Source organism: Shimia sagamensis, from assembly GCF_900182745.1.
Lineage (GTDB): Bacteria > Pseudomonadota > Alphaproteobacteria > Rhodobacterales > Rhodobacteraceae > Shimia > Shimia sagamensis.
The window spans coordinates 272052-286346 of record NZ_FXTY01000005.1 but is presented as its reverse complement, the minus strand read 5'-3'; the positions used below and the strand labels follow the sequence as shown (position 1 = coordinate 286346).

Below are 14295 nucleotides of genomic sequence, written 5' to 3'. Positions count from 1 at the left end.
CATGGCCCTGTCCCGCCGCACTGGACAACGCTTTCAAGCCAGTATCTGGCCCGGTTTTGTGGATGCAATGACCGGCCTTTTGCTGGTTCTGATGTTTGTACTGACAATATTTATGATTGTGCAGTTTGTGCTGTCTGAAACCATCACAGAGAAAGATTCAGAATTGAACGCGCTTCAATCGGAGGTGGCCGCCTTGGCGGACGCCCTGGGGTTGGAACGGACACGGGCGCAAGATCTTGAAACTGAGATTGGCGGTTTATCAGCCACGTTGGGCGATCGAGAAACCCAGTTGCGAGAACAGGATGCGTTGATTTCAGCCTTGACGGCCACGCGGGATGCGCAGGCGGCGGCATTGGACGCGGCCCGAACACAGATCACCAGTTTTGAAGCGCAGGTGGCGACCTTGTTGGCGCAGCGCGATGATGCGCGGGCCGATATTGCCACGTTGGAGGACGAACGCGAGACGTTGATCGATGAGCGTGCGGCGTTGAACCTGGCATTGGCGCAGGCGCGGAGTGAAATTGATGCTGGTGTGGAAGCGGCGCGGTTGGCGGCAGCGGAAGCTGACGCCATGCAGGCATTGATAGACAGCTTACGCACAGAGGTTGCGGCCGGTGAACAGCAGATTGATGAGTTGGCAGCGGAAGCAGATCAGTTGGATAAGGCGCTGACCGCAGAAGAGCAGCGGCGCGTGCTGGAAGCCGCGGCGGCGGAAGAGTTGCGCAAACGGCTTGAGAATGCGGATGCGGAACTGACGGCGATGACGCTGGCGCTTGAGGCGCAGCGCAAAGAGGCCGAAGACACGTTGACGATGTTGGCAGCAGCGGAAGCCGCACGGGACGATCTGGATCTTAAACTGGCGGCAGCGTTGGTGGCCGGGCAGAGCGTGGATGCGAATTTGGAAGAAACCGTGCTTTTGCTGGCGACCGCAGAAGCAGAGCGCGATGCGCGTGAAGGCGAGCTGGCCTCGGTGAAAGCGGAGTTGGCGGCGGCGCTGTTGGGGCTGGAAGAAAACCGGCGCACCGTAAGTGCGTTGCAGAGCCAGCTGGTGGCGGAGGTGGCGGCGCGAGCCACTGCCGAAGCGCAGGTTGGCGAACGTCGGTCCGATTTACAGGAGCTTGAGGCGCAGTTGGCTGAGGCCCTGGCTGCGAAGCTGTCGGCGGAAACGCAAGGCGCTGAAGCTGCTGCGACCGCAGAGGGGTTGACCGCGCAACTGGCTGACTTAGAGGAGCAATTGGCGGCGGCTGTTGCGGCTCAGGTCAATGCTCAAGAAGGCGGATCGTCCTTGCGGGAGCGGTTGGCGTCCGCTTTGGCGGCAAAGCTGGCGGCGGAGCAAAAGCTGCGCGACACGCTAAACGTGGAAGACGAGCTGGCCAAAGCCCTCGCCGCACAGAAGGCGGCAGAGGCGGGGCAAGCCGATGCGCTTACGGAGGCAGAGCGGCGCGACGCATTGTTGTCTGAGGCAAACAAGGCGCTTTCGTTGGAGGAAGCCAAATCGGCGGAAAGTCTGCGCCAGATTGCTGCGCTCAATCAGCAGATTGGCGCGTTGCGCACGCAATTGGGGCAGTTGCAGACCATTCTGGACGAATATGCAGAGCGTGATGTGGCGGCAAATGTGCAGCTTGAGGCGCTGGGATCGGATCTCAATGCGGCGCTGGCACGGGCGGCTGCGGAGGAGCGCAAGCGGCGGCTTCTGGAAGAAGCAGAGCGCATCAGGCTGGAGCAGGAGAAGATCGCGTTGCAAAACCAGACCAAAGACTTGGAACAGTATCGTTCTGAGTTTTTTGGACAGCTGCGGAGCCTGCTTGGCGCGCAGGAAGGCGTGCGTATTGTTGGCGACCGCTTTGTGTTCTCATCTGAAGTGCTGTTTCCACCCGGTGGCGCAGATCTGTCGTTTGAGGGGCAGGCAGAAGTTGCGAAGGTTGCCGGTATTCTACAGAGCGTGATCGATGATATTCCCAGCAATATCAACTGGATATTGCGTGTGGACGGCCACACGGATGATGTGCCGATCTATGGTGGCGCTTTTGCCGATAACTGGGAGTTGAGCCAAGCGCGGGCGCTGTCTGTGGTTCGGTATATGATCGACGTGCTGGGACTGCCGCCACAGCGGCTGTCCGCCAACGGATTTGGTCAATTCCAGCCTATAGACCCAGCTGATACGGCAGAGGCGCGGGCCCGTAATCGTCGGATTGAGCTGAAGTTCACCGAAAAATAGACGCGGTTATTCCACTGTCAGGGAAATGGTCTGGTGGTCCAGTTGGGCGCCATCGCGCGTGATGGTGACGGCACCATGATATGTGCCTTTGGGCCAGCCACCCATTGGGGTGCGTTTGCCACCTGCGCGAAAGTACTGCGCTTGGGTTTTCTCCAGAGTGACCGATTGATCAAAAACGGTCCCCTGTGGGCCGGTGATGGTGAGGGTCATTTCATCGTCGGGCAAACTACCAAAGGCGTAGCCAAAAAGCACCAAGGCTTTGGCTTGCGAGGGCACGCGGCTTCGCCCGGCCATGCCGGATTTGATGGACGCGAATTTTGGCAGCCCAACTTCAAATCCGATGCGGATCAACCCGCCGCCAACGTAGTCAATGCCATTGTCCCAGAGCGTGTCTTGGGCGTCTCCGCAGACTCCCAGTTGCTCGGGAGCAAAAGGGTCCACCACGCGGTTTCCTTCGCGGATGGAGATGTGAAGATGGGGAAACTGCGTGCGACCGGACAGGCCAATTTGGCCCAAAACCTGTCCGGCGGCGATTTCATCACCCTGCGCCACTGCCACAGAGTCTTGTTTCATGTGGCAATATTGGCTGACCCATCCGCCTCCGTGATCGATAGAAACCCCGTTGCCGCAATCTTTGCCGTTGAGTTTGGGAATGTTCTCGACTGCAATCACTTTGTCGACCATGCCGTCTCGGGTGCCAAGAACCACGCCATCGGCCGCGGCCAACACATTTACGCCCGCGTCCATAGCATCCGTGGTGGGCAGGGCAAAATCGGTGCCTTTGTGGCCGTCATATGAGAGCGGTCCACAGGTATGGTCGAGGTGACCATCGCTGTCATCATGATCGACGTAGTTTTGAATGAAGCAGGTTTCACCCAACTCGCAGTCGACGGGCAATGAAAACGACGGCGCGCCCGCAGCCGGAAAGGCTGCGAGCGCGCAAATCAGTGCAAGACTATGTGTCTGCATCACTCCGCCGTAAGCAGCGGAGGCTTGTCACCTGTGATACGGGGGCTGTCAGGGCCGGCCAGATCAAGCAGCAACTCGCCGTTTTTGACCTTCACCTTGACCACGCCACCTTTGGCCAATTTGCCAAACAGAAGCTCCTCGGCCAGCGGCTTTTTGATGTGCTCTTGAATGACACGACCAAGTGGACGCGCGCCCATGCGATCATCATAGCCTTTGTCAGCCAGCCATTGCGCAGCTTTTGGAGTCAATTCGATGGTCACGTTGCGGTCCATCAGCTGTGCCTCAAGCTGCAACACAAACTTCTCGACCACCTGCAAAATGACTTCTTTGGGCAGTGGTGCGAAGGAGATCACCGCATCCAGACGGTTGCGGAACTCCGGTGTGAAGGTGCGCTCAATGGCAGCGGTGTCCTCGCCTTCGCGACGGTCGCGACCAAATCCGATGGCAGCCTTAGCCTGTTCTGACGCGCCGGCGTTGGATGTCATGATCACAACCACATTGCGGAAGCTGACGGTGCGGCCGTTGTGGTCGGTCAATTCGCCGTTGTCCATCACTTGCAGCAGGATGTTGTAGACGTCGGGGTGGGCTTTCTCCATCTCGTCGAGCAGCAGCACACAGTGCGGATGTTGATCTACGCCATCGGTAAGCAATCCCCCCTGGTCAAAGCCAACATAGCCGGGAGGCGCGCCGATCAGGCGGGAGACCGCATGCTTCTCCATGTATTCGGACATGTCAAAGCGCAGCAGTTCCACACCCAGCGTGTCGGCCAGCTGTTTTGCGACTTCGGTTTTACCCACACCAGTTGGGCCAGCAAACAGGTAGTTGCCAATGGGTTTCTCAGGCTCGCGCAGGCCTGCACGGGCCAGTTTGATGGCAGAGGACAGCGACTCGATTGCCTTGTCCTGACCAAACACCACGCGCTTGAGGGATTTTTCCAAATCCTTGAGCACTTCGGCGTCGTCTTTGGAGACGCTTTTTGGCGGGATGCGTGCAATCTTGGCCACCACAGCCTCGATTTCTTTCACACCAATGGTTTTGCGGCGCTTGGAGGCGGCCACAAGATGCTGCGCCGCGCCAGCCTCGTCGATCACGTCGATGGCTTTGTCCGGCAGTTTGCGGTCGTTGATGTAGCGCGCGGAAAGTTCCACGGCGGTTTTGATCGCATCAGCGGTGTATTTCACGCTGTGATGTTCTTCAAAGTACTCTTTGAGGCCTCTGAGAATTTTAATGCTGTCTGGCACATTGGGTTCATTCACGTCGATTTTTTGGAAGCGGCGGGCCAGCGCGCGGTCTTTCTCAAAGTGCTGGCGGAACTCTTTGTAAGTGGTGGAGCCCATAGTGCGCAGTTTGCCGCCCTGAAGAGCAGGTTTCAGCAGGTTGGACGCATCCATCGCACCACCGGATGTGGCACCAGCCCCAATCACGGTGTGGATTTCGTCGATGAACAGCACGGCGTCAGGGTGATCTTCCAATTCGGTGACCACTGCTTTCAGGCGTTCCTCAAAATCGCCACGATAGCGGGTGCCTGCGAGCAGCGCGCCCATGTCGAGGGAATAGATCGTGGTTTCGGACAGAACCTCTGGAATATCGCCGTTCACAATTTTGCGGGCGAGACCTTCGGCAATTGCGGTTTTGCCAACACCTGGGTCACCCACCAACAGCGGGTTGTTTTTGCGGCGGCGGCACAACACTTGAATGCACCGCTCAACTTCATGATCGCGACCAATCAGTGGGTCGACGTCGCCTTTGTTGGCTTTCACGTTCAAATCAACACAGTACTTGGCCAGAGCACTTTCCTTAGCCTCGCCGCCCTCTGCAGTGGCCTCGATGCGCTGCTCTTGCTCGTCGTCTGCGCCGCTGACCGGGCGGGCTTCGCCAAAGGCCGGATCCTTGGCAACACCATGCGCGATAAAGTTGACCGCGTCATAGCGGGTCATATCCTGCTCCTGCAGGAAGTAGGCAGCGTTGGATTCGCGTTCAGCAAAGATGGCGACCAGTACGTTGGCGCCGGTCACTTCGGTGCGCCCGGAGCTTTGAACGTGAATAGCAGCGCGTTGGATTACACGCTGGAATGCGGCTGTTGGCACAGCTTCAGAGCCTTCAATGTCGGTGACCAGATTGGACAGGTCATCGTCAATGAAGTCCTCAAGGTCTTTGCGCAGCTCGTCGACGTTCACGCCACAAGCTTGCATCACGCGCAGGGCATCGGGCTCATCCAGCAGCGACAGGAGCAAGTGCTCCAGCGTGGCAAATTCATGTTTGCGCTGGTTGGCCTGCGCGAGCGCGGCGTGGATGGCTTGTTCTAGTGAGTTCGAAAATGACGGCACGGTGTGACTGCTCCCTCCGGGGTTCGATGAAGGCGGGTGGCCCTTCCTTCACCATAGGGTCGTTGTATTAAAGTTTGGTCGATTGACGGCGGTCTTCAAGGACTTTCTGCAAAATTTGATGCAGATTTCTGTCTATTCATCTTCTGGTTGGGTCACTTGCACGTGAACCGCCGGTCTATCGGGCGTGTCTGTATTGGCGTTTGCGTCTGTTTTGGTGTGTCGGATCAAAAGGAGTCTTTTTGTTTGCGCACCTCGGTGAATACGTCGACCGGGGCAGCGCCTTGCATGCCAAGGGCCTTTTGCAAATCAGGATCGGCGCTGCGCAGGAAGGGATTGGTGCGTTTTTCCAAACCGAGGTTTGAAGGAACGGTTGCGATGTTTTGCGCGCGCATGTGTGTGGTGTCGGCGATCCGGTTGGCGACGTCCTCTATGTTGTCTCCAAGTGAGGCGGCAAAAGCGCAGTTGGCGGCGGTGTATTCGTGCCCGGAGCACACGGTGGTCTCGTCTGGAAGGGCCGCGAGTTTTGTGAGGCTGTCAAACATCTGCGCCGGGGAGCCTTCAAACAGGCGGCCGCAGCCCATGGCCATCAGGCTGTCACCGGTGAAAACGGCGGCGGTATCCGGGAAGTGGAACGCGATGTGGCCTACGGTGTGACCGGACACATCCAAGACAGAGACAGGTTCTCCTGCAAAGTTGAAGGTCTCACCTTCTGTGACGGCCAGATCGAGAGCAGGCAAGCGATGGGCATCTGCCTTGGCGCCGATCACTTTGGCAGAATGGGTAGCAAGGATGTCAGGCAGACCGTCGATATGGTCCCAGTGGTGGTGGGTGAGCAAAACGTGGGTAAGGGTCCAATTGCGGTCCTTGAGTTCTTCCAAAATGGGCCCAGGTTCCGGTGCATCCACCAGCGCGGTGGCTCCGGAGATCGGGTCATGGATCAGAAAGGCGTAGTTGTCGGATAGGCAGGGGATGGTGACAATCTCATGGGGCATGGAAATCCGCCTCTGTGTTGTTATGTTAGCTCTAGATTTGCCTATCGTGGAGCCGGGTGCAATGCATCTTGACGTACAGGATCTTCGAAATTTTTATTACCGCAGCACCTTGGGGCGCGCGGCCCAAAAGGCTGTCCGTGATGAGGTGTTGGAACTTTGGCCAGAAGCCGAAGTCAAAGGGCAAACCGTGGCGGGGTTTGGCTTTGCGGTGCCGTTGCTGCGACCGTATTTGCCGGAAGCGCGGCGGGTGATTGGCCTCATGCCGGGACCACAAGGCGTGATGCCTTGGCCTGCGGGCATGGCCAATGTGTCGGTGCTGTGTGAAGAAACGCTTTGGCCGTTGGATACGGGGCGGGTCGATCGGCTGGTGTTGATGCACGGCCTGGAAACAAGCGAACGGCCCAGCGATGTGTTGACCGAAGCGCATCGGGTGCTTGGGCCGGGCGGGCGTGCCTTGTTTGTGGTGCCGCATCGCACCGGTATGTGGTCGAGCAGTGACAAGACACCGTTTGGCTTTGGTCGACCATATTCAGCCGGGCAATTGGAAACGCAGCTGCGCGAGCATGGGTTTATGCCGGAGCGCCACCGCGCGACCTTGTATCAACCGCCAAGTCATAAGCGGTTTTGGCGTAAAACCGGTGCGCTTTGGGAAGGGATTGGCAAAACTGTTTCGCCTGTCATGGCGGGAGGAGTGCTGATTGTGGAAGCCAGCAAGCGGGTTCACGCGCCCAGCGGACCCGGCGTGTCTGCACGGGTCAGGAAACCTTTGAGTGTATTGAACCCCAAGCCGGAGGTGGCTCCGGCTTAAGGCTGCAGGGCTTAGGCGGCGCGCAGAATTTCCAAGCGAGGATCCTCTTCTGCGATGCCAACGCCGGTGGCGAAGTCTTCTTCCATTACTTTCAGGATGGAAACATCACCGACAAACACCTCTGAATAGGCGACTTCAAAGCCGTTGCTGTAGGTGTGGTTGACCACGTCAACTTCGCCGTCCAGTCCGGCAGGGATGTTAATAGTGAGGTGGTTGCCGCTCAGTTGTTTGATCACGGCAGGGCCTTGATCCATCGCGTCTTCATGCAAATTCAACACCAACGTATCGTTGCCCTCGCCGCCTTCTACATAGTGACCCATGCCAAAGGTGATGGAATCGTCACCGTCTCCGCCAAAGAGTGCGGTGTCGTTGTTTTGGATCAGATCTGCGGTCATAACGTCGTCACCTTCGCCGCCAAACAGCTGTGCCGCGCCATCGCCGGCTTCGGTAACTTCGATGCTGTCGTTGCCTTCGCCGCCGTAAATCAGATGCGTACCATCAGTGATTTCGACCGTGTCATCGCCGTCTTTCAAAACAGTGGCGGTGTCTTCGCTGAGCGTCAGCGCGTCGTCATCATCGCTACCCTCGGTTGGCGTCAGGGCATAGAGGTGGTGTGCGTCAGAGTCGCCGGTGTCGTCTTCGTTATGATGGCTGTCCGGATCAAACACGCTGGTCAACTGGACGTCGCTGGTGTCGAATTCGGATAAACCTTCCAGACGGACGGTGCGGGTTTCGACGTTGTCGTCGTTGAGCGGGTTGGTCCAGCTGAAGTGGACATCCACAAACGCGCCGTCCGGATCTTCGGTGGTGGATACCTCTGGAAGAGGCAACTCGACAACATCGTCGAAACTGGGCTTTGCACCCAGATCAAGTAACAGCATGTCTTCGTCAGGGTCAAAGTCAGTGATGGTCGCAATGATCTGGTTGTCATCCTCATCGCCGGGCCGGATCGCTGTGGCGCCGTCAATATCAAAGGCGTAGACGTCTGCCCCTTCACCGCCAGTCAGGATATGAGAGACGGATTCTTCCGGTAGGCCAGAGAGAGGCTTCATAAGGAAAGTATCGTCCCCGTCGCCGCCATCTGCGGTTGCCGCACCGTCGTCCGCCGAGTTGTTGTGTTGGAGGAAGAAAGTGTCATCGCCGTCGCCACCAAAGCCGGAGGCTGCATCAGAAATGTGCATGTAGTCTTCACCCGCGCCCCCGTGACCTTCGGCCGTGCCGCCAAGATCAAATACATCGTTGCCTTCGCCCCCAAGGATCATACCTTCGCCGAAGGACTTGAGGGTGTCGTTGCCGGCGCCCGCGTCAACGTTCTCTTCGCCACGGGCATACATCGTGTCGTTGTCATCAGTGCCGTAGGTGGTTGGACTGTCCAGTTCAGCCTCGTCCGGCGCAAACTCCGGCTGCACAAGATCAACACCTTCACCTGTTTCCGGTGTTCCAACCAGATCAACCAAGTTGGCGGCTTGCTGGTCTTCGGATTGTATTTCGGTGTCATCAGAATCCGTGTTGTCTCGCACGGGATCCCCAGGCGTTTCGGTCTCGCCTACGTCAACAAAGGCTGTGGCGGCACCGAGGCCCAGCAACGACAATAGAATTAAAGGTCCCATAATATCCCCACACTTAGAATCAGGTACTAAATCCCCATGGGTATTAAGTTCCGATTTGGATTGAGAATGTGTTGATGAAGCCGAGTTTAAGGGGGGTGAATGGACCTTCACGGGATCTGAAGTAGAGAAAATTGTCGCTACGTCAGGTTTTTGTCAGGTTCGTTTGGCAGGCGGGATTCGACAAAAACGGATGTTTGGGAAACACTTTTTGCCCCAGAGTTAACAGGCAAAGGGTCGCACTTGGCCCAAAGCCTTATAAAATAGGGCTTTCCCGCCATAGGCGATTACATCAAACAATGTTGCTAGCTGCGCAAGCCTCTGCTACACCCGCGACGGAATTTAACGCCTCGTTAGTCCCGAGGTAATGAAACGTCCTTGCGGTATGCATACAATTGTATGCAGAGCGTGAGGCAAGCGAGCGGAAGGGTGGACGTGTCCGAACCAGCTTCGATCTCCTCCGGCATTGCGGAACGCTATGCCACTGCGGTCTTTGAGATCGCACTCGAGAACAAGGCGCTGACCAAATTGGAAAGCGGTCTTGTAGACCTCAACGCAGCCCTGGGCGAAAGCGCCGAGCTGCGTGACCTGATTCATTCGCCGCTGATCAGCCGTGATGAGCAGGAAGCAGCGATCAGCGCAGTCGCCTCCAAACTGGCTTTGCAGCCGGTGCTAAGCAAGTCGCTGGCTCTGATGGCGCAGAAACGCCGTCTGTTTGTGCTGCCGCAGCTGATTGAGCACCTGCAGGCAATGATTGCCGAGAACAAAGGCGAAGTGACCGCAGATGTCACCACCGCCAAAGCTTTGACCAAAACCCAGAGCGACAAGCTGGCGAAATCGCTGGCAGCTCGTGTGGGCAAAGACGTCAAAATTAACGCGACCGTTGACGAGAACCTCGTTGGCGGTCTTGTAGTTAAAGTGGGCTCGAAGATGATCGACACGTCGATCCGCTCCAAGCTCGCTTCCCTCCAGAATGCAATGAAAGAGGTCGGATAATGGGTATCCAAGCAGCCGAAATCTCTGCGATCCTTAAGGAGCAGATTAAAAACTTTGGCCAGGAGGCCGAAGTGGCCGAAGTCGGCCGTGTGCTTTCCGTCGGTGACGGTATTGCGCGCGTCTACGGTCTGGACAATGTTCAAGCCGGTGAGATGGTTGAATTCCCTGGTGGTATTCAAGGCATGGCGCTGAACCTTGAGAGCGACAACGTTGGTGTTGTTATCTTTGGTTCCGACCGTGACATCAAAGAAGGTGACACAGTTAAGCGTACCAACTCCATCGTGGACGTTCCAACAGGCGAAGGCCTTCTGGGTCGCGTTGTTGATGGTCTGGGTAACCCGCTGGACGGCAAGGGCCCGATCAAATCGGACACCCGCGGCGTTGCAGACGTGAAAGCGCCTGGCATTATTCCACGTAAATCCGTACACGAACCAATGGCCACTGGTCTGAAGTCCGTTGACGCGATGATCCCAATTGGCCGTGGCCAGCGTGAGCTGATCATTGGTGACCGTCAGACTGGTAAGTCGGCTGTGGCTCTGGACGCGATCCTGAACCAGAAGTCTTACAACGAAGCTGCTGGCGACGACGAAAGCAAAAAGCTGTACTGTGTGTACGTTGCGATCGGCCAGAAACGCTCGACCGTTGCTCAGTTGGTGAAGAAGTTGGAAGAATCCGGCGCAATGGAATATTCCATTGTTGTTGCCGCTACCGCTTCTGAGCCTGCACCGCTGCAGTTCCTCGCACCTTACGCTGCGACTGCGATGGCTGAGTACTTCCGTGACAACGGCAAGCACGCGCTGATCATCTATGATGATCTGTCCAAACAAGCTGTGGCTTATCGTCAAATGTCCCTGCTGCTGCGTCGTCCACCCGGACGTGAAGCTTATCCTGGTGACGTTTTCTATCTCCACTCACGTCTGCTTGAGCGTTCCGCGAAGCTGAACGAAGATTTCGGTTCTGGCTCGCTCACCGCGCTGCCAATCATCGAAACCCAAGGTGGCGACGTTTCCGCGTTTATTCCAACCAACGTGATTTCGATCACCGACGGTCAGATCTTCCTGGAAACCGAACTGTTCTACCAAGGTATCCGCCCAGCTGTGAACACCGGTCTGTCGGTGTCGCGTGTTGGTTCGTCTGCCCAAACCAAAGCGATGTCTTCGGTTGCCGGTCCGGTGAAACTGAGCCTGGCTCAGTACCGCGAAATGGCTGCGTTTGCGCAGTTTGGTTCCGACCTTGATGCCGCAACTCAGCAGCTGCTGAACCGTGGTGCACGTCTGACCGAGCTGATGAAACAGCCACAGTACTCGCCGCTGACCAATGCAGAAATCGTTTGCGTGATTTTTGCTGGTGTGAACGGCTACCTCGACAAAATCGACGTGTCCGACGTGGGGCGTTTCGAAGAAGCGATGCTGACACACCTGCGCACCAAAAACGCGGATCTGCTTCAGTGGATCACCGACGAAGATCCTAAGATCAAGGGTGATGCCGCAGATAAAGTCAAAGCAGCGCTGGACGCATTCGCCGCTGACTTCGCGTAAGAAAGGTCTCACAGATGCCAAATCTCAAGGACCTAAAAAACCGGATCACAAGCGTGAAAAACACGCGTAAGATCACCAAAGCCATGCAAATGGTTGCCGCGGCGAAACTTCGCCGCGCGCAGGAAGCTGCTGAGCAATCGCGGCCTTACACAGAACGGTTTAACGCTGTTCTGGGTGGGCTCGCGGCCTCTGTTGGCGGATCTGATTCAGCACCGAAGCTGCTTTCAGGCACCGGAAGCGATCAAACCCACCTGTTGGTGGTGATGACTGCAGAACGGGGGCTGTGTGGTGGTTTCAACGCGAACATCTCTAAGTTGGCACGTGCGAAAGCTGCGGAACTGAAAGCTGCAGGCAAAACCGTTAAGGTTTTGACCGTTGGCAAAAAGGGCCGTGACGCGATCAAGCGTGACTTGGGTGAAGATTTTGTAGGCCACGTTGACCTGACTGAGGTCAAACGCGTGGGCTACGACGACGCTCAAGGCATTGCCCGTGACATTCTTGTGCGTTTCGACGCAGCAGAATTCGATGTTGCGACGATCTTCTATTCGAAGTTCGTAAACGTTGTGAGCCAGATCCCAACTGAACAGCAGATCATTCCGGCCGCGTTTGACGCGGATGCGGACGGTGCAAGCACTCTGTATGACTACGAGCCCAGCGAAGAAGCCCTTTTGGCTGACCTGCTGCCGCGCGGAGTTGCGACACAGATTTTTGCAGCACTGCTGGAAAATGGTGCCTCTGAACAGGGTGCCCGGATGAGCGCGATGGATAACGCCACTCGCAACGCGGGTGAGATGATCGACAAGCTGACAATTGAGTACAACCGCTCGCGTCAGGCTGTGATCACCAACGAGCTGATTGAAATTATTTCGGGCGCTGAGGCGCTCTAAGAGACAACCGGAGACGAAACATGGCTAATGCAAAAGGCAAAGTGACCCAGGTCATCGGCGCCGTTGTAGACGTGCAATTCGAGGATGACCTGCCGGAAATCCTGAACGCGCTGAACACGGACAACAATGGCAAGAACCTGGTTCTGGAAGTGGCTCAGCACCTGGGCGAAAACACTGTACGTACCATTGCGATGGATGCGACCGAAGGTCTGGTCCGTGGCGCGGATGTGACAGACACAGGCGCCCCAATTTCGGTACCAGTTGGCACCGCGACACTGGGTCGGATCATGAACGTGATCGGCGAGCCAGTGGACGAAAAAGGCCCAGTCAAATCGACTGAAACACGTGCGATTCACGGCGACGCTCCTGCGTTCTCCGAACAGTCGACCGAAACAGAAATCCTGACCACCGGCATTAAGGTTATCGACCTGCTGGCGCCTTACACCAAAGGTGGTAAAATTGGTCTGTTCGGTGGTGCCGGTGTTGGCAAAACCGTTTTGATCATGGAGCTGATCAACAACATTGCGAAGGTGCACTCCGGTGTGTCCGTGTTTGCGGGTGTTGGTGAGCGTACGCGTGAAGGTAACGACCTGTATCACGAGATGATCGAATCCGAAGTTATCGTGCCTGACGATCTGGAGAAATCCAAGATTGCGCTGGTTTACGGTCAGATGAACGAGCCTCCCGGTGCGCGTATGCGTGTTGCGCTGTCAGGTCTGACTCTGGCGGAACAATTCCGCGACGAATCTGGTTCCGACGTTCTGTTCTTCGTGGACAACATCTTCCGCTTTACGCAGGCGGGTTCTGAGGTTTCGGCTCTGCTGGGTCGTATTCCTTCCGCTGTGGGCTATCAGCCAACTCTGGCAACCGACATGGGCGCGATGCAGGAACGTATTTCCTCCACCAAATCCGGTTCGATTACCTCGGTTCAGGCCGTGTACGTACCTGCGGATGACTTGACTGACCCTGCGCCGGCCACATCGTTTGCGCACTTGGATGCGACAACCGTTCTGGATCGTTCGATCTCAGAAAAAGGTATCTATCCTGCTGTGGATCCACTGGGCTCGACTTCGCGTCTGCTCGATCCGCTGGTGATTGGTGAAGAGCACTACACTGTTGCGACCGACGTGCAGCAAATTCTGCAGCGCTACAAATCGCTTCAGGACATCATCGCCATTCTCGGCATGGACGAGCTTTCGGAAGAAGACAAACTGGCCGTGGCCCGTGCGCGTAAGATTGAGCGTTTCTTGTCTCAGCCGTTTGACGTTGCGAAAGTGTTCACCGGTTCTGACGGTGTTCAGGTTCCGCTGGAAGACACCATCTCGTCGTTCAAAGCCGTTGTGGCTGGCGAATACGACCACTTGCCTGAGGCAGCCTTCTACATGGTTGGCGGCATCGACGAAGTGATCGCAAAAGCCGAAAAGATGGCTGCTGAAGCGGCCTAAGGAGGCCCATAATGGCAAACGTGATGCAATTTGATCTGGTTAGCCCTGAGCGGAGCCTTGCTTCGCTTGAGGCAACCTCCGTGCAGATCCCCGGTGCTGATGGCGACTTGACCGCCATGCCCGGCCATGCGCCCCTGCTGACTTCGCTGCGCCCTGGCGTTGTGCGTGTTCAGACGGCGGATGGTGAGAAAGACTTTGTTGTGACCCGTGGTTTCGCGGAAGTCTCAGCTGAATCGATCTCGGTGATCGCAGAGCATGCGCATAAAGGCGAAGACGTGACCAAAGCTGATCTTGAGGACGTTATCGCTGACGCCCGCAAAGCTGCTGCGGACGCGGGTGAAGAGCACAAGGATGGGGCCGAGAAATTCGTGTCCGACCTCGAGCACCTGATGCACGACATGGTCTGATCCTCTCACGGATTGGAAGATTAGAGAGGCCCCGCCGACACAGGCGGGGCCTTTTGCATTTTCAGGGAAGAAAGGCCTTGAAAGCGGCGCATTTGCCTTTC

At 56.7% G+C, this 14295-nt stretch carries 11 protein-coding genes; 7 read left to right on the top strand and 4 right to left on the bottom strand.

Features of this window, described 5'->3' with window-relative positions; translation table 11 throughout:
* Position 1: 1 nt before the first annotated feature.
* Positions 2-2218: a peptidoglycan -binding protein gene (locus tag QOL67_RS14535; protein ID WP_283426692.1), complete on the top strand. Its 2217-nt coding sequence runs from the start codon at positions 2-4 to the stop codon at positions 2216-2218.
* 6 nt (positions 2219-2224) lie between these two features.
* On the opposite strand, the gene QOL67_RS14530 is transcribed toward QOL67_RS14535, so the two are convergent.
* The 3 genes from QOL67_RS14530 to gloB form a co-directional block, all read right to left on the bottom strand.
* Positions 2225-3187 carry a M23 family metallopeptidase gene (locus tag QOL67_RS14530; RefSeq protein WP_283426691.1) on the bottom strand — a complete coding sequence of 321 codons (963 nt, stop codon included), beginning with the start codon at positions 3185-3187 and terminating at the stop codon, positions 2225-2227.
* Positions 3187-5514, bottom strand: a complete 2328-nt coding sequence (gene clpA, locus QOL67_RS14525; protein ID WP_283426690.1) for an ATP-dependent Clp protease ATP-binding subunit ClpA — start codon at positions 5512-5514, stop codon at positions 3187-3189. The genes QOL67_RS14530 and clpA overlap by 1 nt, the downstream gene beginning before the upstream one ends.
* 224 nt (positions 5515-5738) lie before the next feature.
* A complete protein-coding gene (gloB, locus tag QOL67_RS14520) occupies positions 5739-6506 on the bottom strand; it encodes a hydroxyacylglutathione hydrolase (protein WP_283426689.1) in 768 nt (255 codons plus the stop codon).
* Positions 6507-6567: 61 nt separating this feature from the next.
* Here gloB and QOL67_RS14515 point away from each other — a divergent pair, with 61 nt between their 5' ends.
* Positions 6568-7314: a class I SAM-dependent methyltransferase gene (locus QOL67_RS14515; RefSeq protein ID WP_283426688.1), complete on the top strand. Its 747-nt coding sequence runs from the start codon at positions 6568-6570 to the stop codon at positions 7312-7314.
* An 11-nt stretch (positions 7315-7325) separates the two neighbouring features.
* On the opposite strand, the gene QOL67_RS14510 is transcribed toward QOL67_RS14515, so the two are convergent.
* Entirely contained in the window at positions 7326-8924 is a 1599-nt protein-coding gene (locus QOL67_RS14510) for a hypothetical protein (RefSeq protein ID WP_283426687.1), read from the bottom strand.
* A 432-nt stretch (positions 8925-9356) separates the two neighbouring features.
* Here QOL67_RS14510 and QOL67_RS14505 point away from each other — a divergent pair, with 432 nt between their 5' ends.
* From QOL67_RS14505 to QOL67_RS14485, 5 genes are read left to right on the top strand one after another with little or no spacing between them, the layout of a single operon-like run.
* A complete protein-coding gene (locus QOL67_RS14505; RefSeq protein ID WP_283426686.1) occupies positions 9357-9917 on the top strand; it encodes a F0F1 ATP synthase subunit delta in 561 nt (186 codons plus the stop codon).
* Positions 9917-11455 carry a F0F1 ATP synthase subunit alpha gene (atpA, locus tag QOL67_RS14500; RefSeq protein WP_283426685.1) on the top strand — a complete coding sequence of 513 codons (1539 nt, stop codon included), beginning with the start codon at positions 9917-9919 and terminating at the stop codon, positions 11453-11455. Before QOL67_RS14505 ends, atpA begins: the two co-directional genes overlap by 1 nt.
* A 14-nt stretch (positions 11456-11469) precedes the next feature.
* Positions 11470-12342, top strand: a complete 873-nt coding sequence (locus tag QOL67_RS14495) for a F0F1 ATP synthase subunit gamma (protein WP_283426684.1) — start codon at positions 11470-11472, stop codon at positions 12340-12342.
* A 20-nt stretch (positions 12343-12362) separates the two neighbouring features.
* Positions 12363-13787: a F0F1 ATP synthase subunit beta gene (gene atpD / locus QOL67_RS14490; protein WP_283426683.1), complete on the top strand. Its 1425-nt coding sequence runs from the start codon at positions 12363-12365 to the stop codon at positions 13785-13787.
* Positions 13788-13798: 11 nt separating this feature from the next.
* Positions 13799-14194: a F0F1 ATP synthase subunit epsilon gene (locus tag QOL67_RS14485; protein WP_164645453.1), complete on the top strand. Its 396-nt coding sequence runs from the start codon at positions 13799-13801 to the stop codon at positions 14192-14194.
* Positions 14195-14295 lie beyond the last annotated feature (101 nt).

Coding starts and splice junctions, on each gene's coding strand:
- QOL67_RS14535 (WP_283426692.1), top strand. CDS start 2: ATGGCCCTGTCCCGCCGCACTGGACAACGCTTTCAAGCCAGTATCTGG.
- QOL67_RS14530 (WP_283426691.1), bottom strand. CDS start 3,187: ATGCAGACACATAGTCTTGCACTGATTTGCGCGCTCGCAGCCTTTCCG.
- gloB (WP_283426689.1), bottom strand. CDS start 6,506: ATGCCCCATGAGATTGTCACCATCCCCTGCCTATCCGACAACTACGCC.
- QOL67_RS14515 (WP_283426688.1), top strand. CDS start 6,568: ATGCATCTTGACGTACAGGATCTTCGAAATTTTTATTACCGCAGCACC.
- QOL67_RS14510 (WP_283426687.1), bottom strand. CDS start 8,924: ATGGGACCTTTAATTCTATTGTCGTTGCTGGGCCTCGGTGCCGCCACA.
- atpA (WP_283426685.1), top strand. CDS start 9,917: ATGGGTATCCAAGCAGCCGAAATCTCTGCGATCCTTAAGGAGCAGATT.
- QOL67_RS14495 (WP_283426684.1), top strand. CDS start 11,470: ATGCCAAATCTCAAGGACCTAAAAAACCGGATCACAAGCGTGAAAAAC.
- atpD (WP_283426683.1), top strand. CDS start 12,363: ATGGCTAATGCAAAAGGCAAAGTGACCCAGGTCATCGGCGCCGTTGTA.
- QOL67_RS14485 (WP_164645453.1), top strand. CDS start 13,799: ATGGCAAACGTGATGCAATTTGATCTGGTTAGCCCTGAGCGGAGCCTT.